The organism is Microbacterium sp. (genome assembly GCF_052102115.1).
Classification (GTDB): Bacteria; Actinomycetota; Actinomycetes; order Actinomycetales; family Microbacteriaceae; genus Microbacterium.
In genome coordinates this window covers 16,682-42,434 of record NZ_JBQDVP010000014.1, presented here as the reverse complement: position 1 = coordinate 42,434, position 25,753 = coordinate 16,682, and the positions used below count along the sequence as shown (strand labels likewise).

Here is a 25,753-nt window from a genome sequence, read left to right as displayed (position 1 = left end):
TCACAGAGCGTCACGGTGGCGCGACGTCTTCATCTTCCCGGCCAGTCCCTCGTAGTCGGACTGGTCGTGCACCACGCCACCGGGCAGATGGCGCAGATGGCCGCCCATCACGGCGTACTGCTGATCTGCACTCACGAAATGGTCGAGATCATGGGCGCGAGGACGGCTGCGACGAGGAGCGAACCCGCCACGAGCACCACAGCCGAGAGCACTGTCGTCACCACCGTGGGCACCGTCCAACGGAGGGGTGGCATCGTTCGTACGATAACCAGACCGAGAGGAAGCAACAGGATACTGCCGCTGACTACTCCAGGCATCGGGCTCCAGGAGAGCACGCTGATGACGAGGTGACTGCCGGCGTTGATGATCAAGGCGTAGGCCACGCACACCAGCGCCTCCGCGCTCCACCGCGCCCGCGATGCCACGGCAATGACGGCGATCGTGAGCACCGCAGCGGTAACGATCACAAGGGCGAGACCGAACTGGGCATGGTCCCCGTGCAGTGCCCTGCCCGGCATCCATGGATGTTCGGCAATCCATCCCGTCAGGCCGGACATCCATTCTTCGCCATTGTGCACGGCCAAGGCGAGCACGGTCGCCACCCACGACGCGGCGATGCGCCCCGCGGTCGGCTCGGACTTCGTACGTGCAGACTCTGCGGTCGCTACCATCTCACACCACTCTCTTACATTCGTATGGGTCTCGTACGAGTGTAAGGTGAGTCCATGGAACCTGCAATAGGAGACGGCAAGAATCGGGTCGCTGAAGCGCTGTGGCGCGTCGTTGCGCGGGATGGCATGACGGGGGTCAGTGTCAGGACCGTGGCCGCTGAGGCTGGCGTTACCGGCGGAACTGTCCAACACCACTTCTCCACGCGTGCCCAGATGATTCACTACGCCATGGAGCTCCTCGCAGCGCAGTTCACGCAGCGCCTGTCTGCCAAGCCGCGAACCGGTCCGACGCAGGATTGGACGCGGGCGATCATGCTTGAACTTCTTCCGCTCACACACGAACGACAGCGCGAGTTCAAGGTGTGGCTTGCCTTCACAACACAAGCCGACACGAACTCGGCATTGGCAGGGCTGAAGAAGAACTTTGCGGACGAGCTCGCGGCGCTTTACCAGTGTCTACTGCGCGCGAGGGCGACGTCATCCGACAGCCCGAGCGTCCTCCCCCGCGAAATCGATCAGTCTGTCGAGTCTGATGCCGCGATCCTGCAAGCCGTCATCGACGGTCTGTCACTTCAGTTGGCGGACTTGAGCCCTGCTGAGGCAGCCCTGCGGGGCCCCCAGCTTCTCGACCACTACCTCAGTCGAGTTGCTCGCTGAGTTCGAGCCAGCGCGTCTCGTTCTCTTCGACCTCCGACTCGAGGGCGCTGATCTGCTTCATCTTCTCCGCCAGCCCCTCGTAGTCGGACTGGTCGTGCTCGACGAGGGCGTGCTTGGCCGTATCGATCTGCTGGGTGAGTTTCTGAATCTTGCGTTCGAGCGCCGAGACCTCTTTCTGAGCGGTCCGGAGCGCTGCGCCATCCAGCTTCGGAGCTGAGCCGGCGGGGCGAGTCGCGGCGGGGGCGTTCTGCTCGGCAGCCCGCAGACGCAGATACTCCTCCACGCCGCCAGGCAGATGGCGCAGATGGCCACCCATCACGGCGTACTGCTGGTCGGTGACCCGCTCGAGGAAGTAGCGGTCGTGCGAGACGACCAGAAGCGTCCCCGGCCACGAATCGAGGAGATCTTCGATCGCCGCGAGCATGTCGGTATCCATGTCGTTGGTCGGCTCGTCGAGGATCAGCACGTTCGGCTGATCGAGCAGCACGAGCAGCAGTTGCAGCCGGCGCTGCTGGCCACCGGAGAGATCCTTCACCGGCGTCGACAGCTGCGCCGATGAGAACCCGAGCCGCTCCAGCAGCTGACCAGGGGTCAGCGCCTGTGCTTTTGACCCGTTGCCGAAGGTGTACTCCGTGCGCAGTCCGTTGATCACCTTGCGCACCGGATCGTTCCAGTGCTCGGCGAGCTCGTCGATGCGTTGCGTGAGCGTGCGCACCTGCACCGTCGACCCGCGCTTGACGCGCCCGCTGGTCGGCTCGATGGTGCCGGCGACCAGACCGAGGAGGGTCGATTTTCCGGCACCGTTCACCCCGAGGATGCCGGTGCGCTCCCCCGGCGCAATGCGCCACTCCACGTCGCGGAGGACTTCACGCGCGGGGCCGATGTCGGTGGCGTCGTACGTGACCCCGGCATCCAGCAGATCGACGACGTCCTTGCCCAACCGCGACGTGGCGAGCGACTGCAGCGAGACCGTGTCGCGGATCTCGGGAACGTCCGCGATGAGCTCGTTCGCCGCATCGATGCGGAACTTCGGCTTGCTCGTGCGCGCCGGTGCTCCGCGGCGCAGCCAGGCCAGCTCCTTGCGGGCGAGGTTCTGCCGCTTCGCTTCGCTGGCCGCCGCCATCCGGTCGCGCTCCACACGCTGCAGGATGTATGCGGCGTATCCGCCGTCGAACGGCTCGACGATCCGGTCGTGCACCTCCCAGGTCTCAGTGCACACCTCATCGAGGAACCACCGGTCGTGCGTCACAACCAGGAAGGCTCCGGAGTTCACGGCCCAGCGCTTCTTGAGGTGCCCGGCGAGCCAGGTGATCGCCTCGACGTCGAGGTGGTTCGTCGGCTCGTCGAGCGCGATGATGTCCCAGTCCTGCACCAGCAGCGCGGCCAGCGCCACCCGGCGCCGCTGCCCGCCGCTGAGTCCCGCAACGGCGGCATCCCAGTCCAGATCACCGAGCAGGCCCTGGATGACGTCGCGGACACGCGCGTCGCCCGCCCACTCGTACTCGGGCATATCCCCCACGACCGACTGCGCGATCGTCAGAGTGTCATCGAGCGTGTCGGCCTGGTCGAGCACGCCGACGGTCGTCCCGGCGCGCATCGTCACGCGCCCGGCATCCGGCTCTTTCCGGCCGGCGAGCATCGCGAGGAGCGACGACTTGCCGTCGCCGTTGCGGCCGACGATGCCGATCCGGTCCCCCTCCTCGATTCCGAGCGTGATGGAGTCGAAGACGACCTTGGTCGGGTATTCCAGATGGAGGCCCTCGGCCCCGAGAAGATGTGCCATGTCCCTCCCAGGCTACGGCAGGTTCTCCCGTCCGAATTCGGCCGCTACCCTCGGTCATATGACCGACTTCTACGAACCGACTCCGCAGGAGCGCGACCACCTGCGCCGCTGCGTCGATCTGGCCCGCGAAGCACTGGATGACGGCGACGAACCGTTCGGATCGATCCTCGTCGATGCCGAAGGTGTGGTGCGATTCGAGGACCGCAACCGCGTCCAGGACGGCGATCAGACCCGGCATCCAGAATTCGAGATTGCGCGCTGGTCAGCCACCGGTCTCACGGCCGAGGAGCGCGCGGGGAGCACCGTTTACACCTCCGATGTGCTCAGCGGCGCACGCCTGGATGGGCCTCGGCCGCATCGTCTACGCGGCCAGCTCGGAACAGCTGGGCTCCTGGCTTGCCGGCCGCGGCGCCGCGCCGTCACCGGTAGCCGCGCTGCCGATCACGGCGGTCGCGCCGGGGCAGGAGGCATCCGGCCCCGTCGCCGAGTTCGCCGACGAGCTGCGCACCCTACACCTTCGCCGCTTCACGAACTGAGCGGTCCGCCGCGAACGAGCGAGCCGCCCGGACCCGAAGGTCCGGACGGCTCGCGTTCGTCGGAGACGACTTACTCGTACGACTCAACGATCTCGAGCAGGCTCGGCACGTTGGCGTACGCCTCTGCGGCGTTGTCCTTCGTGACGATGACCGGGTCGAGCAGGTACGCCGGAACGATCTTCGCGCCGTTGTCGTACTGCTCGGTGTCATTGACCTCGGCCTCTTCACCCTGCTGAAGCTGGCCGACCATCTTGATGGACTGCTCCACGAGCAGCGCGGTGTCCTTGTTGATCGTGGAGTACTGCACGCCGTCCATGATCGACTTGACCGATTCGACCTCGGAGTCCTGGCCGGTGACGACCGGGACATCCTTTCCCGCCTGCGTCGCCGAGGTGAGGATGGCGCGGGCGAGAGTGTCGTTCGGGGACAGAACGCCGTCGAGCACCGTGTCGCCGCCGTATGTGGAGGTGATCAGCGTGTCCATACGGTTCTGCGCGTTCTCGGCGAGCCAGCCCTCGGTCGCGGTCTGACCGATCTCGGTCTGACCCGACGTGACGACGAGCGTGCCGTCGTCGATCTTCGGCTGCAGCACGTCCATCGCGCCGCCGAAGAAGACAGCGGAGTTCGCGTCGTCCGGCGAGCCGGAGAACAACTCGATGTTGTACGGAGCGTCGTGCCCGGCATTCGCCTCGAGGCCCTCCAGCAGGGCGTTGCCCTGAAGCTGGCCGACCTTGAAGTTGTCGAAGGCGACGTAGTAGTCGACGGCCTCGGTGTTCTCAATCAGCCGGTCGTAGGCGATGACGTATGCTCCGGCATCCTTCGCGGCCTGCACCTGGGTGGCGAGCTGCTTGCCGTCCTTCGCGCCGATGATGATGACCTTGGCACCACCGGTGACCATGGCCTGGATCTGGTTCTGCTGCTCGGCGACAGTGTTGCTGGCCGGTGCGTACTGGACGTCGGCCTTGAAACCGGCCTCTTCCAGTCCGTCCTTGAACAGCTGGCCTGCCAACACCCAGTTCTCGCTGGTCTTGTCCGGGAGCGCGACACCGATCGTCGAGCCCTCTTCGAATCCGACGACCTCTTCGCCGCCGTCTGCATCGGTGCCGCCACCGCGCTCTCCGCCGGCGCAGCCGGTGAGGGCCAGGGCACCCGTGACGACCAACGCTGTCGCCGCTACTGCGATTTTCTTCATGCGATCACTTTCTCTCAAGGTGTCAGGGAACGCCCGCTCAACGCGAGGACGTGCCCCTCTTCCCGTTCGCGCCGTCGGCGACGGGGGTCTGCAGGGTCGACGAGCCGAAATCATCCGTTCGGGCTCGGCGACGGGTGAAGAATCCGATGATGGAGGGACGCCCCTGCTGCTTGTTCCAGACATCGATGCCGACGGCGAAGAGCAGCACGAGGCCCTTCACCATCGAGACGACGTCGGCGGACAGCCCGAGCAGCGCCATACCGTTGTTGAGGAATGCCATCACCAGGCCACCGATGATCGAGCCGATCACCGTGCCGATGCCGCCGGAGACCGCCGCACCGCCGATGAAGACGGCGGCGATCGCGTCGAGCTCCCACATGTTGCCGTCGCCGGGGCCGGAGGCCTGCGAGCGGGCGACGAAGATCATTCCGGCAAGGGCTGCGAGCACCGACATGTTCATCATGACGAAGAAGTCGACCCAGCGATCCTTCACACCAGACAGCCGGGCTGCCTGGCGGTTGCCGCCGACCGCGTAGATGTGGCGTCCGAAGACCGTGTTTCGGGTGATGAACGTGTACAGGATCACCAGTGCGAGCAGGATCAGCCCGGAGATCGGGAAGCTCGTACCGGGGCGCCCGGTTGCGAACAGCCAGCCGGCGCCGATGATGACGACGGAGAGAACGACGACCTTCGTGACCATGACCCAGGTCGGGGCGGTCTCCGATCCCATCCGGCGCTGGATGCGACGGGTGCGCAGCTCGTAGAAGATGACCCACGCGACAGCGACGATGGCAAGGATCATCGTCGGAACGTTGAAGTTCAGGCCGGGGATCGGGATCTCGGGCATGTACCCGGCGCCGATGACGACGAACTCCTTCGGCACCGGCACCGTCGTGGACTGACCGATGAACTGGTTCGCACCGCGGAAGAGCAGCATGCCCGCCAGCGTCACGATGAACGCCGGCACCCCGACATAGGCGACCCAGAATCCTTGCCAGGCGCCGACCAGAGCTCCCACGACCAGGCCCAGGATGATCGCCACCGGCCAGGGCAGACTCCAGTCCGTCATCGCCTTGGCGACGATGATGCCGGTGAACGCCGCCACAGAGCCGACCGAGAGGTCGATGTGGCCCATGATGATCACCATCACCATCCCGATCGCGAGGATCAGGATGAAGGAGTACTGGTTGATGACGTTGATGAGGTTGTTCGGAGACAGCGTCGCACCGCTCGGGTTGCGCATCATCGTGACGACCTGGAAGAACAGGACGATCACCAACAGGCTTCCCAGAATGCCGAACTGACGCAGCGACGAGGTGCCGCCGCCGCCCAGCATCTTCTTGATGTCGCCGAAATGGAAGCCGCGCTTCTCGGTCTCAGTCGTCGTGCTCATGCCGTTGCCTTCTGGTTCGTGGAGGTCATGCTGCGCATGAGCGCCTCCGGAGTTGCCTGATCAGCGGGGATGCAGTCGGTGACGCGTCCCTCGAAGATCGTGTAGATGCGGTCGGAGATGCCCATCAATTCCGGCAGCTCGCTGGAGATGACGATGACGCCCTTTCCGGATGCTGCGAGCTCGTTGATGATCGAGTAGATCTCGTACTTGGCGCCGACGTCGATGCCGCGCGTCGGCTCGTCGAGGATCAGCAGGTCGGGGTCGGTGAACATCCACTTCGCCAGGACGACCTTCTGCTGGTTTCCGCCGGAGAGCTTGTTGACGCCCTCGTCGACGGTCGGGGTCTTGATGCGCAGCGCCTTGCGGTAGCGCTCGGAGACCGCGAACTCCTCGCGGTCGTCCACGACGCCGCGGCGTGCGATCTTCGTCAGCTTCGCAGAGACGATCGCGCGCTTGATGGTGTCGAGCAGGTTCAGCCCGAGGGTCTTGCGATCCTCGCTCACGTAGGCGAGGCCGTGGCGGATGGCGGATGCGACGTCGGGAAGGACGATCTCCTTGCCGTCCTTGATGATCGTCCCACCGAGATAGATTCCGTACGAGCGGCCGAAGATGCTCATGGCGAGCTCGGTGCGCCCGGCACCCATGAGACCGGCGATGCCGACGACCTCACCGCGGCGCACGTTGATGCTGGAGCCCTTCACCACCATGCGCTCCGAGGCGGTCGGATGCTGGACGAGCCAGTCCTTGACCTCGAAGAACACCTCGCCGAGCTCAGGGGTGCGGTCCGGATAGCGGCTCTCGAGCGAGCGGCCGACCATACCGCGGATGATGCGGTCTTCGTTGACCCCGCCACCCGCGATGTCGAGCGTCTCCACGGTGCGTCCGTCGCGGATGATCGTGATCTCGTCGGCGATCTGCTCGATCTCGTTGAGCTTGTGGCTGATCATGATCGACGCGATCCCCTTGGCCTTCAGGCCCCGGATCAGATCGAGCAGCTGCTGGGAGTCGGTCTCGTTGAGCGCGGCGGTGGGCTCGTCGAGGATGAGGAGACGGACGTCCTTGTTCAACGCCTTGGCGATCTCGATGAGCTGCTGCTTGCCGACGCCGAGGTTCTTGATCGCGAGGTCAGGATCCTCGTCGAGGCCCACGCGGGCCATCAGCTCGATGGCACGCGTCTTGGCCGCCTGCCAGTCGATCGCGCCGAGGTGTGAGATCTCGTTGCCGAGGAAGATGTTCTCGGTGATCGAGAGCTCGGGGATCAGAGCGAGTTCCTGGTGGATGATGGCGATGCCGGCCTGCTCGCTCGCCGCGATGTCCTTGAAGCGCTGCTCTTCGCCGTAGAGCAGAATGTCGCCGTCGTAGCTGCCATAGGGGTAGACCCCCGACAGAACCTTCATCAGGGTCGACTTGCCCGCACCGTTCTCGCCGCAGATGGCGTGGATCTCGCCGGTGCGCACGGTGATCGAGACATCGGAGAGGGCCTTCACGCCCGGGAACTCCTTGGTGATGCTCCGCATCTCCAGGATCGGCCCCGCCACGGCTGGCATCGTTGCTGTGCTGCTCACGGATCTTCCTCGATTGCTTGACGGTCACTCTCAATGTGACCGTTCACATGAGACACCATATTGCGCCTCTTGAACTCCGGTGTCAAGTGGAGCGTACTCGTCGTTGTCTTATCGAGATGCGCTCGAGGATCGCGCCCTCAGCTGCGGCTCGATCGGACCGAACTCCGGCGTCTGCTCGCCGCGGATCTCGGCGAGCAGCATCTGCACGGCACGCGCCCCCAGCACCGGGAAGTCCTGGTGCACCGTGGTCAACGGCGGCCACACGTGCGCGGCGACCGGTATGTCATCGAAACCGACGACGCTGACCTCGCGCGGCACGTCGATCCCGGCATCTCGAAAGCCGTGCATGAGCCCGATCGCCATCAGATCGTTCGCCGCGAATACGGCCGTGAAGTCGCGGCGACGAGCCAGCTCGCCGCCGGCGAAGTGACCGAAGTCGGCAGTCCAGTCTCCACGGATCGGCGGAATGGTGGGCAGATCGGCCTCGCGCAGCGCCTCGAGGTAGCCGCGCATGCGCGACTCGGCCTCGATCCAGTCCTGGGGGCCGGCCAGATGCAGGATGTCACGGTGTCCGAGCCCGATCAGGTGCTCGGTGACCGCGCGGGCACCCGAGACCTGATCTGCCGAGAGCGTGAATCCGTCGGACCCCGATGCCGTCTGCAGACTCACCAGCGGCACCCCGACCGCCATGCCCCGGAGCACGTTGAAGACCCGCACCTGCGGCGCGAGGGCGACGATCCCACTGACCTGCTCCCCCGCGAGCTGACGAATCGCGTCGCCGATCGCCTCGGGAGTGGTCTCGGGCAGATTCAGCGTCGTGACCGAATAGCCCTCGGCCCGCGCGGCATCTTCGATGCTGGCGATCGACGATGTGGGGCCGAACTCCCCGATCGTCGCCGACAGCACGCCGATCGTGCTGGTGCGGCTGGTGACGAGGGCGCGAGCTGCGAGATTGGGCTTGTAGTCCAGTACGACGATGGCGTCCTGAACCCGCTTCTTCGTCTCAGGACGAATGCTCGGATGGTCGTTGAGCACCCGGGAGACAGTCTGATGCGAGACGCCGGCGAGCCGTGCGACGTCGCGGATGCTGGGGACGCGAGCACGTTCGCCGGAGGCAGCCATCGAGACGCCTCCTTTGCGTGTGCACGGTCACATGGATCATCCCATTATGTCCCCCGAGCACAGCTCGCGCATCCGCGGGAGGCGTCGCGTCGTCCGATCCGAACGATCAGGTGCGCGGCGCCAACCCCGCGTACAGGAGCGTCCCGGTCTGCGGTTCGCGCACGACGAGCACCTGCTCACCTACCCGCGGGATCTCCAGGCGCGACACCAGCGTCGCCAGTGCAGTCGGCGTTCCGGCGACCTCGACCGTGAGCACGATGTGCGGGTTGTCGTTGACGGACTGCCCGGTGTCCTGGATGCCGAGCACCGTGACGGTCTCGGTCGGTGCGCCCTGTGCCCGCAGAGCGGATGCATGGTCGGCCTGGTGCATCGACGAGGTCGCCTGCGCGACCTGTTCGGTGAACTCGCTGCCCAGGAACGCCTTCGTCATCTTGCCGTAGAAGCCCTTCCCCTGTCCGATGTCGTCAGCCATCTTCATCGCGTCCTGCTGACGCTGTTCCATCGACTTGCGGTTGAACAGACCCATGATCGCTCCTGAGGTAGTGGGGTGTCATCTGGGTTCAACGGTAGGCCGCACCGACGGCCTCCCGATCACAGCTCAGGTGAAGATTCCGTGAACTCAGGAGATGATGCGAGCGCCCGGCACCGGGCCGTGCACGTGCAGGGCCGTGCGTCCGGTGGCCTGCAGCTCGGCCTGCACGTAGCGCGCGCTCTCGGCCGTCTCGCACAGGAACGCGATCGTCGGCCCGGAACCCGACACGATACCGCTGAGCGCCCCGGCATGCAGCCCCTCGTTGATGACGTCGTCGAGAGAGGGGCGTGCCAGCAGCGCCGATACTTCGAGGTCGTTGAATATGCTGGCGGCGAGCGAGTGCGGATCGCCCGCGCGCAGCGCTTGCAGGACGGGGATCGGAACGTCCAGCGACATCGGCGGATCGTCGGCGAGCGCAGCGTTCTCGGCTCGGTGCTCGTCGAGCCGCGCATAGATCTCTGGCGTCGAGAGCCCGTCGCCGCTGGTGACCAGCACCCAGTCGAACCGGCCTCGCGCGAGGGCGGGGTTCAGTTGGTCGCCGCGCCCCGTGCCCACGGCCGTGCCGCCGTGCAGGGCGAACGGCACATCGGCGCCCAGTCGCGCCGCTAGTTCGTGCAGGCGCTGCGGCGGAAGCGCAGTGCCCCACAGCGCATCGCACGCGACGAGGGCGGCCGCAGCATCCGCCGATCCTCCGCCCATGCCCCCGGCGACGGGAACGCTCTTGCGCAGGTCGAGGTGCACGCCGCCCTCGTATCCGGTGGCGGCGGCGAGCATCTTCGCGGCGCGCATCGCGAGGTTGCGGTCGTCGACGGGCACGCTCTCTGCGTCGTCGACGCCCGATACGCTCAGCGTGAAGTCGGCGGCCTCGGTGGCGTGCACATCCTCATAGAGCGACACCGCCTGGAACACCGTCGCCAGGGCGTGATAACCGTCGTCATGACGGCCGCCGACGCCCAGGTAGACGTTGATCTTCCCCGGGGCGCGCACATGCACGGATTCGGGGAAGGCGGCGAGGCTCATGGTCAGCTCACAGCGCGGACGAGGTGGCCCACATGTTGACGTCGATCCCGTTCGAGAGCGCGTCGATGCGGGCGAACTCCTCATCCGAGAACGCCGGCCCGCCGATGGCGGCGATGTTCTCGTCGAGTTGCTCTGGTCGAGAGGCGCCGATCAGGGCCGAGACGACCACGGGGTCGCGCAGCGTCCACTGCAGGGCCATCTGGGCGAGCGACTGACCGCGCTCGGTCGCGATCTCGTTCAGCCCTCGCAGGATCGCGAGCCCTTCCGCGGAGAGCGGCTTCTCAGAGATCGACGCACGCTTCTGGGCGCGATGCGCCGTGCCATCGGCGAGGTACTTGTCGGTGAGCAGCCCCTGGGCGAGCGGCGTGAACGCGATGGCACCGAGCCCCTCGGTGCGCAGAGTGTCGGTGAGCTCGGCCTCGATCCAACGGTTGAGGATCGAATACGAGGGCTGGTGGATCACGAGCGGGGTGCCGAGGTCGCGGGCGACTTCGACGGCCTTCGCGGTGCGCTCGGCGCTGTACGAGGAGATGCCGACGTAGAGCGCCTTGCCCTGCCGTACCAGGGTGTCCAGCGCACCGATGGTCTCTTCGACCGGGGTCACCGGGTCGACGCGGTGCGAGTAGAAGATGTCGACGTAGTCGAGGTTCATGCTCTCCAGCGACCGCTCGGCGCTGGCGAGGATGTATTTGCGGCTGCCCAGGTCGCCGTAGGGCCCCGGCCACATGTCCCAGCCGGCCTTGGACGAGATGATCAGCTCATCGCGGTACGGGCGGAAGTCCTCGCGGTAGATGCGCCCGAAGTTCTTCTCGGCCGACCCGTGCGGGGGGCCGTAGTTGTTGGCCAGGTCGAAATGCGTGATGCCGCGGTCGAACGCGTGACGCAGGAGCGCGCGCTGGTTGTCGAGCGGGATGTTGTCGCCGAAGTTCCACCACAGGCCCAGAGAGATGGGTGGGAGGAACAGCCCCGAGGTGCCGACCTGGCGGTACTCGAACTGCTGGTAGCGGTCATCCTTCGCCGCATAAGGGCGGTGGATGTCGGGGACGTCGGAGCGGAAGCGCGGCGATTCGGTCACGACACCAGGTTAGCCCTGAAGCGTCTGCGCGATTCTCATGAAATCGTCGACGGTGAGCTCCTCACCGCGGGCGGTCGGCGCAACGCCCGCGCGCTCGAGAAGAGCGGATGCCTCGGCCGCCGTGCCACCGAGTACAGCAGCGAGCGCCTGCCGCAGCATCTTGCGCCGCTGCTGGAACGCGGCATCCACGACCCGAAAGGTCGCCCGACGCAGGTCTTCGTCGCCCCGGGGCTGCGCGTCGCGTTCGAAGGCGACGAGAACGCTGTCGATGTTCGGCACCGGCCAGAACACCTGCCTGGACACGGTGCCGGCCAGGCGCCAGGGCCCGTACCAGGCGGCCTTGACGCTCGGTGCACCGTAGGTCTTGCCACCGGGAGGCGCCGCGAGGCGCTCACCGACCTCGGCCTGCACCATGACGACGCCGCGCTGCAGGTTCGGGAACGTCTCCATGAAGTGCAGCAGCACCGGCACGGACACGTTGTAGGGCAGGTTCGCGACAAGCACGGTCGGATCGCCGGGGAGCTCGGTGACCCGCAGCGCGTCGGCGTCGACGACAGTAAGGGAGCCGTCTGGAACGCCGTGGTCAGCGGCCGTCTGCGGCAACCGGGCGGCGAGACGGTGGTCGATCTCTACCGCGGTCACCGAAGCCCCGGTCTCGAGGATCGCAAGGGTCAGCGAGCCCAGCCCCGGCCCGACCTCGACGACGCTCTCCCCCGCCTGCACACCGCCCACGTGCACGATCTTGCGAACGGTGTTCGCGTCGACGACGAAGTTCTGGCCGAGCTTCTTGGTCGGGGTGACGTCGAGCTCGGCGGCGAGGCGGCGGATCTCGGTGGCGCCGAGCAGGGTGACGGTCATCCTGCCATTGTCCCCCATGCGCACTGGCACCCTATTCGCCCAGCCCTGCCGCGAGATCAGCCCGTGAACGGGCCGTACACACGGAGGGTGTTCTCGGCGATCTGCGCTGCCAGGTCGTCAACGGGCATCTCGAGCTCGGCAGCCAGGAAACGCAGGGTGATGGGCACGAGGTACGGCGCATTCGGACGGCCGCGCAGGGGCACGGGGGTGAGGAACGGAGCATCCGTCTCGACGAGGATGCGATCGAGCGGGGTGACCTGCAAAGCATCCCGCAGGTTCTGCGCATTCTTGAACGTGACATTGCCCGCGAACGACAGGTAGTACCCGGCATCCGCGCAGACCCGCGCCATCGCATCGTCACCCGAGAAGCAGTGGAACACCGTCTTCTCGGGCGCTCCGACCCGCGCCAGGGTTTCAAGCACCGCGTCGTGGGCGTCGCGGTCGTGGATCTGCATCGCGATGCCGTGCTTCTCGGCCAGCGCGATGTGCGCCTCGAACGCCTCGAACTGCGCTGCATGCCCCTCGGGCCCGGTGCGGAAGAAGTCGAGCCCGGTCTCGCCGATCGCGCGCACCCGCGGGTGCGCGGCGAGCTCGTCGATCACGCCGATGGCGTGGTCGAGGCGCCCGGCCTCGGCATAGACCGGCGCGTCATTCGGATGGATCGCGACGGCGGCGAGGACACGAGGATCGGATGCCGCAGCATCCACCGCCCACCGTGACGACTCGATGTCGCCGGACGCCTGTACAACACCGGCGATGCCGACCGCCTCTGCCCGATCGAGCTGCTCGGCGAGCGAGAGCGGCTCGACGCCGTCGGTGATCTCCAGGTGCGCGTGGTTGTCGTACACCCGCACCGTGAGCGGCTCGGGTGCGGCGGGATAGCGGAGGTCCTTGCGCCCGTCCGCCTCCCGCGCCTTCACGTACGTCTCTGCCATCAGAATGCTGCGGTGATCTTCTCCATGAGCTTCTTTGCGCTCCGTGCGTTCTTCATCCCATCAGCCAGTGCCGTGGGCCGGTTGTTGTGGGTGTCCAGTACCAGGTGGATGCTCGTGCCCCCAGCCGTCGGAGCGAGGGTGATCCGCCCCTGCAGCTCCCACGAGAGCATCGTCTTGCGCGTCGTGAAGTCGGTGACGGACCCGTCAGGGGCCGTCCCGGCGATCGTCGCCTTCTCGGCGCTGAGCACCTGATCGATCTTCTGCTTCGCCGTTGCCGGGTCTGCGGTGACATCTGTCGTCAATTCGGCTGCCGATGACATGTTCTCCCCCTTGATTGGTGACTTTTCGTCGCCCTCAACCTATCCGATGCGCTCAGCAGTGCTCAGGACTGCGACTCCACACGGGGAAACAGCGGCGCGAGTGTCTGCACGGCCGTTCCCGGTGCGAGCACGCCCCAGGCGCCGGCCTCTCTGACCGGCTGCGCCTGCAGGTCACCGAGCGCTTCTGCGACGCCGAGCGCCGACCACAGCTTGCCGGTCGATTGCGGCATCACCGGCGACAGCAGCACGGCAAGCGCACGCAGACCCTCCGCGCAGGTGTAGAGCACCGTGCCCAGGCGCCCGCGCTGCTCCTCATCGCGCGCGAGTGCCCACGGCTCGTTCTCGGTGATGTAGTGGTTCAGGGCGTCGACAATGGTCCAGATCGACGAGATCGCCTCGTCGATGCGGAACTGCTCGATCGCGGCATCCGCTGCGGTGGCGGCATCCGCCACGATCTTCTGGATGGCCAGATCCGGCCCGGTGTACTCAGCCGGCGCGGGAACCACACCATCGAAGTACTTCTCGATCATCGCGATCGTGCGCGACGCAAGGTTGCCGAAGCCGTTGGCGAGCTCGGCCTGGTAGCGCGCCGAGAGGTCTTCCCAACTGAACGATCCGTCCTGACCGAACGCGATCGCGGACAGGAAGTAGAACCGGTACGCGTCGGAGCCGAAGACGTCGGTGATCTCGGACGGCGCGATGCCGGTGAGCTTCGACTTCGACATCTTCTCGCCACCGACGAGCAGCCAGCCGTGCGCGAAGACGCCGCGGGGCACGTCGACGCCGGCGGCCATCAGCAGCGCCGGCCAGATCACGGCGTGGAAGCGCAGGATGTCCTTGCCGACGACGTGGTACGCGGGCCAGCGGCGGGCGAAGTTCTCCTCATCGGAGCCGTACCCGACGGCCGTGGCGTAGTTCAGCAGCGCGTCGACCCACACGTAGATGACGTGCGACTCGTCCCAGGGCAGCGGAATGCCCCAGTCGAAAGTGGAGCGCGAGATCGAGAGGTCCTTCAGGCCCTGGCTGACGAACGAGACGACCTCGTTGCGCGCGGAGTGCGGGCGGACGAAGTCGGGCTCGTTCTTGTAGAGCTCGAGCAGGCGGTCCTGGAACTCGCTGAGCTTGAAGAAGTAGTTCTTCTCCTGCAGCAGCTCGAGCGGCTTGGAGTGGATCGCGCAGACCTTCAGCCCCTCGAAGGGCCCTGTGCCGTCGACGATCTCGGACTCAGGCTTGAACTCCTCACAACCCACGCAGTAGAGCGCCTCGTACTCGCCGGCGTAGATGTAGCCCGCGTCGTACAGGCGCTGGAAGAACACCTGCACGTTCTTCTCGTGCCGCTCCTGTGTGGTGCGGATGAAGTCGTCGTTGGCGACGTCGAGCGTCTCCAGCAGCGGGAACCAGCTCTCGGAGACGAGCCGGTCCACCCATGCCTGCGGGGTGACGTCGTTCGCCGCGGCGGCGCGGAGCATCTTCTGTCCGTGCTCGTCGGTTCCGGTCAGCATCCAGGTGTCGTCGCCCGCCTGGCGGTGCCAGCGGGCGAGCGTGTCGACGGCCACCGACGTGTACCCGTGCCCGATGTGCGGAACATCGGAGGGGTAGTAGATGGGCGTGGTGATGTAGAAGGAATCGCCTGCGGGCATGCGGTCAATTCTAGGCGGGATGCCGCGAGTGGATGCCCGTGTGTCAGCGACCGCCGTGTCCGTGCCCGCCGAGGCGCCCCATTTGGACCCGCGAGGTCGTACCGGTCTTGTCGTAGAGCACCCCGACATGCGTCTTCACCGTCGTCAAGCCGATGCCGAGCCGGTCGGCGATCTGCTGATTGGTCAACCCTTCGGCCAGCAGCGCGAGCACCTCTGACTCGCGTGATGTCAGCGTCTCGGGCGGAGCAGCGGCCGTCGGTTCTGACCGATCGTTGAGCTGGGCGATGACGCTGCCCGCCACCGCGGGGTCGATGACGTGTCGATCCTCGGCGACGTGGTGCACCGCCTGGACCAGCTCCGGACCGCGGGTGGTCTTGAGCAGGTAGCCGCGCGCTCCGGCCGCGAGCGCGCGGGCGATGAGATCGTCGGAGTCGAACGTGGTGAGCACGAGCACGCGCGTGCCGGTCTCTGAGGTGATCCGCTCGGTGGCCCAGATGCCGTCGGTCCCGGGCATCCGCAGGTCGACCAGGGCGATGTCGGGTCGTTCTCGCAGGCACAGGGCGACGCCGTCGAGCCCGTTCTCGGCCTCCCCGACGACCTCGATCGCGGCGTCGGATCGAAGGATCGCGGCCACGCCGCTGCGCACGGCCTCGTGATCATCGACGATGACGACGCGGATGCTGTCAGTCATGATGCTCCTCGGGGATCGTGATCGTTGCCTGCCAGTGTCCGTCATCGGTGGCGTCGGAGCGCACGCTTCCGCCGACACCGGAGACGAGCATGGCGGCGCCATTGATGCCGATGCCGTTGCCCGCCGCCGCGTTGGCAGCAATCGAGGCCCTGTTGGAGACCTGCACGGTCACGGGGTCGTCGTCAGCGACGGCGAGCTCGATGTCTCCGGTGCCGTGCTTGACGGCGTTCGTGACGAGTTCTTGGAGCGCGCGCTGTGCGATGTCCGCCGATCGCGGCGTCAAGCCGGCCAGGGCGTCGTCGAGCCCGACCCCCTGGCGCACGAGGGTGCGGCCGACCGGGAGCAGGTCGTCGAGATCGCCCAGCGGCCGGTCGGGCGGATGCTCTATGTCATCGACCGTGGACAGCACGGCGATGAGGCGTCTGAGCTCGTGATGGGCCTCATCGGTGCCGCGGGTCGCGCGGCTCAGGCTCTCGTCGATCTCGTCCGAAGCCGTACCGGTGCCCTTCATCGCCAGTCGTGCGGCCTCGATGTTGAGCCCGGCGACGGCGATCTGGTTGGCGACGAGGTCGTGCAGATCGTGGGCGATGCGCTGTCGGAGCCGCTGCGTCGAACGCAGGTGCTGCTCGGACATCACGGCGCGGGTGCGCATCCGCTCGCTGCGCACGTTCCAGCCCCAGAGCGCGGCGATGAGGATGAAGAGGACCCACTGCAGGGCGATGGTCGCGAACTGCACGGCGGTCGCCGGCCAGATGAGGAAGATGACGACGATGACGACGCAGAGCGCGACGATGCTGATCAGCACGACACGGATGCCGCGATCTGTCCCGTACCGGAACGCGCAGTACACGAAGTCGGCGAACAGCAGCAGCACGCCCAGGCTGCCGCCGAACAGCAGATCGATCGCAACCAGCGGCACGCTCACTGCCAGCACGGTGAACGGCCGCGTGGAGCGCGCCGTGGCCAGAGCCGCCATCGCGACCAGCAGCACGAGGAAGATCGTGCCGAAGCGCGGCGCCCCGGGCGCCACGATCTGCTGGAACGCGGGCCATGCCCCGTAACCGCCGAACTGCAGCAGCGCCAGACCGCACAGCAGGTACAGCACGGCGACCACGGCATCGCGCGTGCGCGGACGGGCGCTCAGCCGCGGCACGATCTGTCCGATGCGTGAGACCACCCCGATGCGTGAGACCACCATGGATTCATCCTGCCCGACACCGGCGGGGGCGGCCTCCTTCGATCGGAGGAGGAAAGGGCGACCACTCGCAGGATCCGATCCTCGGCGCTTCGCCGGATCGTGGAGACATGAACATCTTCATCGCCATCCTCGCCTGCGAGATCGGCTTCTGGGTCGTACTGTTCGGCGGACTCGCGACCCGGTATCTTCTGCGGCTGCGGCGTCTGTCCACCGTGCTGCTGCTGTGCGTGCCGCTTCTGGACATCGCACTGCTGAGCCTGATCGCCTGGGATCTCGGCGTCGCCGGGGCGACCGCCGACTTCACGCACGGTCTCGGTGCCGTCTACCTCGGTTTCACGATCGCCTTCGGGCACCAGATCATCACCCGTGTCGACGCCTGGTTCTCGCACCGCTTCGCCCGCGGACCCGTGCCCGAGCGGGTGCCCAAGCACGGGCCGGAGCGCGTCGCCCATGAGTGGAAGGAATGGGGGCGCATGTTGTTGTGCGCTGTCATCGCCACGGCGGTGCTGGGTGGCATCACGTGGCTCGTCGGCGATCCCGAGCGGACGGCAGAGCTCGTCGGCTGGATCGTGCGAGTCTGGGCGATCACCGCGATCTGGCTGGTGGGCTGGCCGGTGTGGGTCACGGTCGCCGAAGCGGGGCGGCCGGTGGCGAAGCGTTAGCGCTTGACCGCCGCCACGGCGCCGTGCGGGCGGATGCTGACCTCATCGCCAGACCGCTCACGACGCTCGTGCCGGGTGACCGTGAAGCCGGCTTCCGCGAGCAGGGATCGCAGGTCGTTCGGCGACCAGAAATACGCCGTCGTCACGGCATGGTCGAAAACGCGGCGCGACGTTCCATCGAAGAACCCGACGAGGAGAGCGCCGCCGGGGGCGAGCACGCGGGCGAACTCGGCGAAGACGGCGGGGAGATCGGCGGGCGGGGTATGGATCAGGGAGTACCAGGCGAGGATGCCGCCGAGCGTGGCGTCTTCGTACGGGAGTGCACGGAACGAACCGACGTCGAAGCGCAGATGCGGGTGGCGCTCGCGGGCTGCCTCGATGAACTGCTCAGAGATGTCGACCCCGACCACATCCCGGTGACCGTCATGGAGGAACGATGTCCACGGACCCGGGCCGCACCCGGCATCCAACAACGGTCCAGTCGTAGCATCTCGCCAGCGCGCGATGAGGGTGCGGTCTGCAGCATCCAGCTGCGCGATGTCGCCGGCGACGTCGACGTACTCCGCGGCGCGGGCATCATAGGCCGCGGCGATCGACGCGTCCGTCACGACTTCCGCGACGCGAGGGCCTGCTGGTAGAGGTCGCGGGAGCTGAGACCGGTGGCGGCGGCGACCTCGGCGCAGGCGTCCTTCAGGCGCATACCGCCGTCGACCAGTGCCCGCACCTGGGCGCCGGCATCCTCGGCGGATGCCGCGACGGGTGCTGCCCCCTCGACGACGACGACGATCTCGCCTTTGACGCCGGCCTCTGCCCACTCGACGAGTTCGGATGCCGTGCCGCGCCGCACCTCTTCGTAGAACTTGGTCAGCTCGCGGCACACGGCGATGCGGCGATCCGGCCCGAACGCGGCGCCCATGTCGCCGAGCGCCGAGGCGAGGCGCGACGGAGATTCGAAGAAGACCATCGTGCGCGGCTCGGACGCCACAGCACGGAGGGCGGAACGCCGCTCCCCCGGTTTGCGGGGCAGGAATCCCTCGAATGTGAACCGGTCGGTCGGCAGTCCCGAGATCGCCAGCGCCATGATCACAGCGCTGGGGCCGGGGATCGCGGTGACGGTCGCGCCCCGTTCCGCTGCCGCGGCGACCAGCCCGTACCCGGGGTCGCTGATCGCCGGCATCCCCGCGTCGCTGACGACGACGATGTCCTCGTCGATCGCGAGCTCGGCGAGCTCAGCGGCCTTGTGCTTCTCGTTGTGGTCGTGCAGGGCGATCAGCCGCGGCCGGTTCTCGATCTTCAGCGCCTGCAGCAGACGCTGCGTCGTGCGGGTGTCCTCTGCGGCGACGAGCTCAGCATTCTCGAGCACCTCGACCAGGCGGCGGGATGCGTCGCCGAGGTTTCCGATCGGAGTCGCCGCGAGGATGATCACCCGTTCAGCTTAGGCGCGCGCCGTAGGCTTATGCCGTGTCTGCGCCTGCGCCTCTGCTCCCGCCTCCTGAGGAGCGCCTGACGCTCTGGGGGCGCCTGCGCGACCGGCTGCTGCTGGATCCGGAGTGGCACCGCGTCATCCGCTGGCTGGCACCGCTGGTGATCACGGCTCTCGCAGCCGTGCTGCGCCTGGCGAACCTCGCCACCCCGCAGACGCTCGCGTTCGATGAGACGTACTACGTCAAAGACGCCTGGTCGCTGTGGACGCTCGGCTACGAAGGCACCTGGGGCGACGGCGCGAACGAAGCGTTCGTGACCGGCGATACGAGCTCGCTCACCGGGACCGGGAGCTTCGTGGTGCATCCGCCGCTGGGCAAGTGGATCATCGCGCTGGGAATGGGGCTGTTCGGCCCCGGCAACAGCGCGGCGTGGCGTCTCATGGTCGCGCTGGTGGGCACCGCGACGGTGCTGCTGGTGTACTTCGTCGCGAAAGAGCTGACGCGTTCGATCGTCGCAGCGTTCGTCGCCGGTCTTCTGCTCGCCATCGACGGGCTCAGCATCGTGATGAGCAGGATCGGGCTGCTCGACGGCATCCTGACGTTCTTCGTCCTGCTCGGGTTCTTCTTCATCCTCCTCGACCGTCGCCGTTCTATTCCACTTGTGGAATATGCGCAGGGCGACGAGCGTGAGTACCTGTGGGGGCCGATCATCTGGCGGCGTCCGTGGGTCATCGCGGCAGGTGTCGCTCTTGGTGCGGCCACAGCCGTGAAATGGTCGGGCCTGTATGCGCTGGCGGGGCTCGGCATCTATCTCGTCGTCACCGATGCGCTCGCCCGGCGCCGTGCGGGCGTCGCGTACTGGCCGATGGATGCTGCCGCCCGCCAGGGTGCGGTGTCGTTCCTGCTGCTCGTGCCCGCCGCTGTCGTGACCTACGTCGTCTCGTGGACCGGATGGTTGGTCACCGCGGGCGGCTACGATCGCGGGTCGGACGGCAACCCGCTGCTCGCACTGTGGAAGTACCACGAGTCGATCTACGGGTTCCACATCGGGCTCACCTCCGGGCACCCGTATGCGAGCCCGGCGTGGGAGTGGCCGCTCCTCATCCGCCCGACCGCCGTGTGGGTCGGCGACGATCAGAGCTGCGGAACCGACCACTGCATGTCGGTGATCTCCACCGTGCCGAACCCGCTGATCTGGTACGCCGGGGTCGCCGCGGCGATCTACCTGCTGTACCGATTCGTTCGGGGCCTCATCGAACGACGGCCGATGCCATGGGTTTACGGCATACCGCTCGTCGGCCTCGCCGTCACCTACGTGCCGTGGCTGCTGTACCCCGAGCGGACGATCTTCCAGTTCTACACCGTGGTCATGATGCCGTTCCTCGTGCTCGCGCTCGTGTTCACGCTGCGGGAGCTCGCCGGACGCCGCGAGGATCCGCTGTACCGGCGTCAGGCAGGAGAGCGCACCGTGATGGTGTTCCTCGTCACGGTCGTGGTCGTCTCCGCATTCTTCTATCCGGTCTGGACCGGCATGAACGTGCCGTACGAGTTCTGGCTCATCCACAACTGGATGCCGACCTGGGTATAGTCTCGCGGCGCGTCAGCCGCCGATGCCAGATGGTTTGGGTCGGTTCTGAGCGTCGATAACCGACCCAAACCATCTGACATGGCGCGGCAACGGCCGGCACGCCGAGGTCAGTTGATGATCGTGCCGCGCTCGTCCTCTCGCAGCACGGCGAGGCGGTCGCGCCATGTCGCCAGGCCCTCGGGAGTCTGCCTCGTCCATTCATCGGTCTCCCCGACGACACGGAGCGGATCGCTGCTGCGGTACGAGCGCGTCGGATTGCCGGGGAACTTCTTGTCGGTCACGTTCGGATCGTCCTCGAACGCACCGGTGGGCTCCACGATGTACACCCGCGGCGCTTCATCACCCGGGGCGAGTTCTGCGGCGAGACCTGCGCCGTCGGCCACCGCGGTGAAGTAGATGTGGTTCATAACGACCTCCGGCCGGTAGTTCGAGCGGAAGCCCGCCGTCAGAAGGTCCCCGACACTCAGGTCGGCCTTCGTACCGTGGAAAAACGGCCCGTCTTCGGTCATGCCCTGTTCCTCTCAGCGCGCACGCGTCAGCGCCGCGGCATCCGCGACAGGAAGCCGGCACACGAACGCCCGGCAGTCGTACGCCCACTCGGCCGATTGCGCCTTCCCGGCGAACAGGTCGAACCCGGCATCCGCGAACGCGTGCGCCTGCGCCGGCGTCACGACGGCGATGACGTCGGCATCCAGACGGCGGGATGCCGCGGCGAGCGCACCGGCGGGATCATCGGTCACCACGACGACCTGACGCGGCGGCTCTGCGAGCCCCGCCGCGACAGCGAGCAGTGCGCCGTGCCCGAACGGATGCTGCAGAGCGGATGCCGCGTGCGCCTGCACCTGCGCCTCGGCAGCTTCCCGATACCGCTCCCCCGCACCCAGCCGCCATGCCGTGAGCGCGGCGCCGGCGAGTGCAGCGACGCCGGAGGGGAGATCGCCGTCGGTCTGATCGGGGGCGGATGTCACACCGTGGGCCGCCAGCACCGGATCAGGCGCCGCTCCCTCGGTGAGCGCCTCATCGAGGATGTCGCGGGCCTGCACGGCCCAGTCGGCCTCGCCCGTGGCCGTCGCGACTGCGAACAGTCCGTCTGCGAAAAGCGTCAGATCGGCGAGCGTCGCCACGGCCGCGGACGCGACGCCGTCGAGAGATGAGCGCACGAGCCGCCCCTCTGCCGACCGGTTCACCGTCGACACGTATGTCGCGGCTTCGGTCGCGGCATCCACCCACGATCTCTCCCCGAGGGCTGCGCCGGCACGTGTGAGCGCGGCGATCGCGAGCCCATTCCAGCCGGTGATGATCTTGCCGTCGACCGCGGGCGGCTCGAGGTCTGCCCGCTCCGACGCGGAACGCTGGTAGTAACCGCCCTCGCTGCGCGCACCGTCAATCAGCGACTCCGAGTCCTGAGCGGCACCGAAGCCACCGCCCTCGCGTCGAAGAACACCGAGCAGGAACGCCGCGATCCCTCGGGCTGTCGCCTCGTCGCCGGCGGCCAGCGCCACATCGAGCAACTGCGCGTTGTCGGTCAGCATCCGTTCGTAGTGCGGCACAGTCCAGTCGCGCTGCGTCGCGTAGCGGAAGAAGCCGCCGTCCGCATCGCGAAGATCGGATGCTGCCATGGCGGCGAGCGCACGATCAGCGGCAACCGCGGCATCCGGCGCCTCGCGGCGCACGAGCGGCTGCTGCAGGAAGCTCAGCGTCGTCGCGACCGGGAACTTCGGGGCTCCCCCGAATCCGCCGAACATCCTGTCCTCGCGCTCGGAGATCAACGCGGCCGCGACCGCGAGCTGCTCGGCCGACGGCAGGTCGGAGGGCGCCACCTCAGCCGCCTGCGCGAGAGCAGCGGCGACAGCATCCGCCGATTCGACCGCCTGCTCGCGTCGCAGCATCCATGCCTCCTGCACGGCGGCGAGCACATCGCGAAAGGCAGGCAGCTGCCCGCGCGACTCGGGCGGCCAGTATGTGCCGGCGTAGAACGTGCGGCCCTGCGGCGTCGCGAACACCGTCAGCGGCCAGCCGAGGTTCTGGGTGAACGCCGACGCCGCGGCCATGTAGGTGCCATCGACGTCCGGATGCTCCTCGCGATCGACCTTGATCGCGAGGAAGTCCCGGTTGATGGGGACCGCGGTCTCGGGTGAGGAGAACGACTCGCGCGCCATCACATGACACCAGTGACAGGTGGAATAGCCGATCGAGATCAGCAGCGGCACGCCGCGGCGCTGCGCCTCGGCGAAGGCATCCGCTCCCCACGGCCACCAGTCGACGGGGTTGTCGGCGTGGGCGCGCAGATACGGACTGAGCGTGCTGGCGAGGCGATTCATGCCTCACACGCTACGCGCTGCGGGCGGGCGTGTGGACGGCGATGCGAGAGGGGTTTCGTCGGTTAGCGGCGTCGATAACCGACGAAAAGCTTCCCGCCTGACCGACCGACACGGGGGCGCGGGGGGCGGGGGTCAGACCAGCGCCTGTACGGTTCGGGTGGCCGCGTAGCCGACCAGGGGCAGCGCGCGGTCCGCGGCCAGGGTGATCCGCGCCTCGAGCACGTCCGAATTGACCCGGTACCCGTCGAAGTCGGTGTTGCTGGCGTAGACCCCCACCGGCAGCGTGAGCGCCTGGAAGAACGCGAACAGCGGGCGCAGCTGGTGCTCGATCATGAGCGCGTGGCGCTCTCCCCCGCCCGTCGCCGCCAGGAGCACGGGCTTGCCGACCAGCTCGTACTGCCCCACGAAATCGAACAGGTGCTTGAACAGCCCGGTGAACGACGCCCGATACACGGGGCTGCCGACGATCAGCAGATCGGCCTGTTCGATCGCGACGAGCTGCTCCTCGACGTGCGCGGGGAGGTCCTCGCGCCGCAGCGCCCCGGCGAGCGAGGGACCGATCACGGTGAGCTCGATGACTTGCACCTCGGCATCCGTGCGCTGCGCGACGGCATCTGCGATCGCACGGAGCAGAGCGGTCGTCTTGCTGGGCTCGTGAAGCGAGCCCGAGACGGCGACGACGCGATAGGGAGCTGTCATGCCGTCGACGCTAGCGACGATGACGCCCCGCGGCACACTGAGCGACACGGGGCGTCATCGAACGCAACAGGAGGTCTCAGTTGTTCTTGGTTCGAGTCCAGGTACCCCAGCAACGAATCGCTAGAGTTCTCTAGGAAGTCCGGCTCCCTCCTCACTCCGTCGAGTGGCACGATCTGGCGTCTGGTGACCAGATTGGTGACCAGAAACCCCCACGGGGCGTGTTTCGCGGTCGTCTCTGCTGATGAGGTACGCACTCGCCCCCGCTCGTTCGTGTGGGTACGTGCTCCGCACCTGTCTGGCATGGAAGCTCATGCACGCATCGAGGTCGAGCCCGCGTTCCTGACCCAGGCCGAGGTCGCCGTGCTGCTGGGTGTGCCCGAGCGCACGCTCGAAGGCTGGCGACTCACGAAGTCGGGGCCGCCATGGCTGAAGCTCGGCCGGCACGTGAAGTACGACCGTGATGACGTACTCGCCTGGGCGCGGGAGCAGCGTCATGGCTAGACCGAAGATCGCCGCGGGCGAGCTCGGTCAGGTGCAGGTGACCCAGCTCGCGAACGGGAAGTGGCGGGCACGCGCCCGGATGCGCGACGACTCCGGTGAGCTGGTGCAGCTCCGCGCCGAAGGAGCTACCGAGGATGCAGCCCGCGAGGAGCTGCTGTCGCGCTCGAAGACCCTGACGACGCACACGAAGGCCATCGTCACCGCCGCATCGACCATCCAGGAGGCGGCGGAGGTGTGGCTGCCGACGGTGAAGGTGCGTGCCGAGAACGGCACCCTGTCATGGTCGACGTATGAGAACTACGAGACCACTGTCCGTCTCACCCTCGTCCCCGTCTGCGGTGGCGTCGCCCTGGATGCGCTCACGGTCGGCCGCTGCGACCGGATCATCCAGAACCTCCTCGCTGACCGGGGCGTGTCCGCAGCGCGGAAGGCGCGTTCGGTGCTGTCGCTCATCTGCGGGTTCGCCGTGCGCGACGACGCGATCCCGACGAACCCAGTGCGCGACGTCACCCGATTGCCGAAACCGGAGAAGAAGACCGCGATGCTCACCCCGCAGCAGATCGAGGCGATCCGCGACCTCATGACCCGGTGGCGGGAGACGGAGGGCATGGGACCGCGCCCGAACTGGCGGGCGCTCGTGGACGGCATGGACATCATGCTCGGCACCTCCGCCCGCGTGGGGGAGTGCATCGGTCTGCGCCGCTGCGACGTGGACATGACCACGGCCCCGCCGACGATCCTGATCGACGGCACCGTGATCCAGAACAAGGTGCAGGGCATTCAGCGGAAGAACGCCCCGAAGCGTACCCGCCAACGCCGTCGCGTCGCGCTCCCCGCTCTTGCGGCCGACGCAGTGCGACGCCGACTGGCGCTCGCAGAGCGAGCGCCAGAGGCGTTGCTGTTCCCGACGAAGACCGGCAAGCCGATGAGCGTCTCCAACTACGAACGGCTGCTGCGCTCGTTCATCGACGACAACCACGATGAGCTCGTGCGCCTCGGCGTCGAGGTCGACGAGTACTCGACGCACATCTACCGGCGCACCACCGCGACGCTCGTGGAGCGCGCGGCGGGGCTCACGATCGCGTCACGACTGCTTGGGCACGCGAACGAGATGGTCACCCGCAACAGCTACGTCATCACGGCCGAGCAGGTCGACGTCGTCACCGCCGACATCCTCGACACGATGCTTGGGACGTGAGTCATGCGGTTCGCCGGTCGCGCGGGACGGGCCGCGTACCTTCTCAATGAAGCCTTGCGCGTCTGCGAGTGGAGAGGTAACGTACTGCACCACAAGTCCACGAGCGTGCGGCGGCGGTGTGGAATCTCAACCACCGTAGGTCGGCCGGGGACGGCTGCACCGAGGTGCCGGG

The 25,753-nt window shown here is 67.2% G+C and carries 26 protein-coding genes and 1 pseudogene; 6 read left to right on the top strand and 21 right to left on the bottom strand.

Annotated features, from left to right (window positions below; genetic code table 11):
• The gene (locus ACTICP_RS06580) at positions 1–135 is read right to left on the bottom strand and encodes a hypothetical protein (protein ID WP_441890711.1); all 135 of its coding nucleotides are present in this window, start codon (positions 133–135) and stop codon (positions 1–3) included.
• Positions 132–671 (bottom strand): HXXEE domain-containing protein, encoded by a 540-nt coding sequence (locus ACTICP_RS06575; RefSeq protein ID WP_441890709.1) that lies wholly within the window; start codon positions 669–671, stop codon positions 132–134. The genes ACTICP_RS06580 and ACTICP_RS06575 overlap by 4 nt, the downstream gene beginning before the upstream one ends.
• 54 nt (positions 672–725) lie before the next feature.
• Between ACTICP_RS06575 and ACTICP_RS06570 the strand changes: the two genes are divergently transcribed.
• A complete protein-coding gene (locus tag ACTICP_RS06570) occupies positions 726–1,328 on the top strand; it encodes a TetR/AcrR family transcriptional regulator (protein ID WP_441890707.1) in 603 nt (200 codons plus the stop codon).
• Here ACTICP_RS06570 and ACTICP_RS06565 read toward each other — a convergent pair.
• Positions 1,309–3,111: an ABC-F family ATP-binding cassette domain-containing protein gene (locus tag ACTICP_RS06565; protein ID WP_441890705.1), complete on the bottom strand. Its 1,803-nt coding sequence runs from the start codon at positions 3,109–3,111 to the stop codon at positions 1,309–1,311. The two genes, ACTICP_RS06570 and ACTICP_RS06565, sit on opposite strands and share 20 nt — an antisense overlap.
• A 58-nt stretch (positions 3,112–3,169) precedes the next feature.
• On the opposite strand from ACTICP_RS06565, the pseudogene ACTICP_RS06560 reads away from it, so the two are divergent.
• Positions 3,170–3,647: pseudogene (locus ACTICP_RS06560) on the top strand (nucleoside deaminase).
• A 70-nt stretch (positions 3,648–3,717) separates the two neighbouring features.
• Here ACTICP_RS06560 and ACTICP_RS06555 read toward each other — a convergent pair.
• From ACTICP_RS06555 to ACTICP_RS06495, 13 genes are all read right to left on the bottom strand, one after another.
• Positions 3,718–4,839 carry a substrate-binding domain-containing protein gene (locus tag ACTICP_RS06555; protein ID WP_441890703.1) on the bottom strand — a complete coding sequence of 374 codons (1,122 nt, stop codon included), beginning with the start codon at positions 4,837–4,839 and terminating at the stop codon, positions 3,718–3,720.
• A 37-nt stretch (positions 4,840–4,876) separates the two neighbouring features.
• On the bottom strand, positions 4,877–6,232 hold the full coding sequence (gene mmsB, locus ACTICP_RS06550; RefSeq protein WP_441890701.1) for a multiple monosaccharide ABC transporter permease: 1,356 nt from the start codon (positions 6,230–6,232) through the stop codon (positions 4,877–4,879).
• A complete protein-coding gene (gene mmsA, locus ACTICP_RS06545) occupies positions 6,229–7,779 on the bottom strand; it encodes a multiple monosaccharide ABC transporter ATP-binding protein (protein WP_441890755.1) in 1,551 nt (516 codons plus the stop codon). Before mmsA ends, mmsB begins: the two co-directional genes overlap by 4 nt.
• A 126-nt stretch (positions 7,780–7,905) precedes the next feature.
• Positions 7,906–8,919, bottom strand: coding sequence for a LacI family DNA-binding transcriptional regulator (locus tag ACTICP_RS06540; protein ID WP_441890699.1), 1,014 nt, complete (start codon positions 8,917–8,919; stop codon positions 7,906–7,908).
• Positions 8,920–9,025: 106 nt separating this feature from the next.
• The gene (locus ACTICP_RS06535) at positions 9,026–9,445 is read right to left on the bottom strand and encodes a hypothetical protein (protein ID WP_441890697.1); all 420 of its coding nucleotides are present in this window, start codon (positions 9,443–9,445) and stop codon (positions 9,026–9,028) included.
• A gap of 93 nt (positions 9,446–9,538) precedes the next feature.
• Complete coding sequence (locus ACTICP_RS06530) at positions 9,539–10,471, bottom strand: 4-(cytidine 5'-diphospho)-2-C-methyl-D-erythritol kinase (protein ID WP_441890695.1); 933 nt, start codon at positions 10,469–10,471, stop codon at positions 9,539–9,541.
• Between the two features lie 7 nt (positions 10,472–10,478).
• Complete coding sequence (gene mgrA / locus ACTICP_RS06525) at positions 10,479–11,546, bottom strand: L-glyceraldehyde 3-phosphate reductase (protein ID WP_441890693.1); 1,068 nt, start codon at positions 11,544–11,546, stop codon at positions 10,479–10,481.
• A 9-nt stretch (positions 11,547–11,555) separates the two neighbouring features.
• Positions 11,556–12,404 carry a 16S rRNA (adenine(1518)-N(6)/adenine(1519)-N(6))-dimethyltransferase RsmA gene (gene rsmA / locus ACTICP_RS06520; RefSeq protein WP_441890691.1) on the bottom strand — a complete coding sequence of 283 codons (849 nt, stop codon included), beginning with the start codon at positions 12,402–12,404 and terminating at the stop codon, positions 11,556–11,558.
• Positions 12,405–12,460: 56 nt separating this feature from the next.
• The gene (locus tag ACTICP_RS06515) at positions 12,461–13,339 is read right to left on the bottom strand and encodes a TatD family hydrolase (protein WP_441890689.1); all 879 of its coding nucleotides are present in this window, start codon (positions 13,337–13,339) and stop codon (positions 12,461–12,463) included.
• Complete coding sequence (locus ACTICP_RS06510; protein ID WP_441890687.1) at positions 13,339–13,659, bottom strand: hypothetical protein; 321 nt, start codon at positions 13,657–13,659, stop codon at positions 13,339–13,341. The genes ACTICP_RS06515 and ACTICP_RS06510 overlap by 1 nt, the downstream gene beginning before the upstream one ends.
• Before the next feature lie 62 nt (positions 13,660–13,721).
• Positions 13,722–15,299 carry a methionine--tRNA ligase gene (metG, locus tag ACTICP_RS06505; protein WP_441890685.1) on the bottom strand — a complete coding sequence of 526 codons (1,578 nt, stop codon included), beginning with the start codon at positions 15,297–15,299 and terminating at the stop codon, positions 13,722–13,724.
• Positions 15,300–15,342: 43 nt separating this feature from the next.
• Positions 15,343–15,990 carry a response regulator gene (locus ACTICP_RS06500; RefSeq protein WP_441890683.1) on the bottom strand — a complete coding sequence of 216 codons (648 nt, stop codon included), beginning with the start codon at positions 15,988–15,990 and terminating at the stop codon, positions 15,343–15,345.
• The gene (locus ACTICP_RS06495) at positions 15,983–17,188 is read right to left on the bottom strand and encodes a sensor histidine kinase (protein ID WP_441890681.1); all 1,206 of its coding nucleotides are present in this window, start codon (positions 17,186–17,188) and stop codon (positions 15,983–15,985) included. The genes ACTICP_RS06500 and ACTICP_RS06495 overlap by 8 nt, the downstream gene beginning before the upstream one ends.
• A gap of 107 nt (positions 17,189–17,295) precedes the next feature.
• Here ACTICP_RS06495 and ACTICP_RS06490 point away from each other — a divergent pair, with 107 nt between their 5' ends.
• Positions 17,296–17,850 carry a hypothetical protein gene (locus ACTICP_RS06490; RefSeq protein WP_441890679.1) on the top strand — a complete coding sequence of 185 codons (555 nt, stop codon included), beginning with the start codon at positions 17,296–17,298 and terminating at the stop codon, positions 17,848–17,850.
• On the opposite strand, the gene ACTICP_RS06485 is transcribed toward ACTICP_RS06490, so the two are convergent.
• On the bottom strand, positions 17,847–18,458 hold the full coding sequence (locus ACTICP_RS06485; RefSeq protein WP_441890677.1) for a class I SAM-dependent methyltransferase: 612 nt from the start codon (positions 18,456–18,458) through the stop codon (positions 17,847–17,849). The genes ACTICP_RS06490 and ACTICP_RS06485 overlap by 4 nt on opposite strands.
• The gene (gene rsmI / locus ACTICP_RS06480; RefSeq protein WP_441890675.1) at positions 18,455–19,276 is read right to left on the bottom strand and encodes a 16S rRNA (cytidine(1402)-2'-O)-methyltransferase; all 822 of its coding nucleotides are present in this window, start codon (positions 19,274–19,276) and stop codon (positions 18,455–18,457) included. Before rsmI ends, ACTICP_RS06485 begins: the two co-directional genes overlap by 4 nt.
• Positions 19,277–19,311: 35 nt before the next feature.
• Here rsmI and ACTICP_RS06475 point away from each other — a divergent pair, with 35 nt between their 5' ends.
• Positions 19,312–20,862: a dolichyl-phosphate-mannose--protein mannosyltransferase gene (locus tag ACTICP_RS06475; protein ID WP_441890673.1), complete on the top strand. Its 1,551-nt coding sequence runs from the start codon at positions 19,312–19,314 to the stop codon at positions 20,860–20,862.
• A 107-nt stretch (positions 20,863–20,969) separates the two neighbouring features.
• Here ACTICP_RS06475 and arr read toward each other — a convergent pair whose 3' ends face one another.
• The 3 genes from arr to msuE form a co-directional block, all read right to left on the bottom strand.
• Positions 20,970–21,371, bottom strand: a complete 402-nt coding sequence (gene arr, locus ACTICP_RS06470) for an NAD(+)--rifampin ADP-ribosyltransferase (RefSeq protein WP_441890671.1) — start codon at positions 21,369–21,371, stop codon at positions 20,970–20,972.
• A gap of 12 nt (positions 21,372–21,383) precedes the next feature.
• Positions 21,384–23,183, bottom strand: coding sequence for a thioredoxin domain-containing protein (locus tag ACTICP_RS06465; RefSeq protein ID WP_441890669.1), 1,800 nt, complete (start codon positions 23,181–23,183; stop codon positions 21,384–21,386).
• 132 nt (positions 23,184–23,315) lie between these two features.
• Entirely contained in the window at positions 23,316–23,882 is a 567-nt protein-coding gene (msuE, locus tag ACTICP_RS06460) for an FMN reductase (RefSeq protein WP_441890667.1), read from the bottom strand.
• Between the two features lie 300 nt (positions 23,883–24,182).
• Here msuE and ACTICP_RS06455 point away from each other — a divergent pair, with 300 nt between their 5' ends.
• Positions 24,183–24,383 carry a helix-turn-helix domain-containing protein gene (locus ACTICP_RS06455; RefSeq protein ID WP_228163336.1) on the top strand — a complete coding sequence of 67 codons (201 nt, stop codon included), beginning with the start codon at positions 24,183–24,185 and terminating at the stop codon, positions 24,381–24,383.
• On the top strand, positions 24,376–25,581 hold the full coding sequence (locus ACTICP_RS06450; RefSeq protein ID WP_441890665.1) for a tyrosine-type recombinase/integrase: 1,206 nt from the start codon (positions 24,376–24,378) through the stop codon (positions 25,579–25,581). Before ACTICP_RS06455 ends, ACTICP_RS06450 begins: the two co-directional genes overlap by 8 nt.
• Positions 25,582–25,753 lie beyond the last annotated feature (172 nt).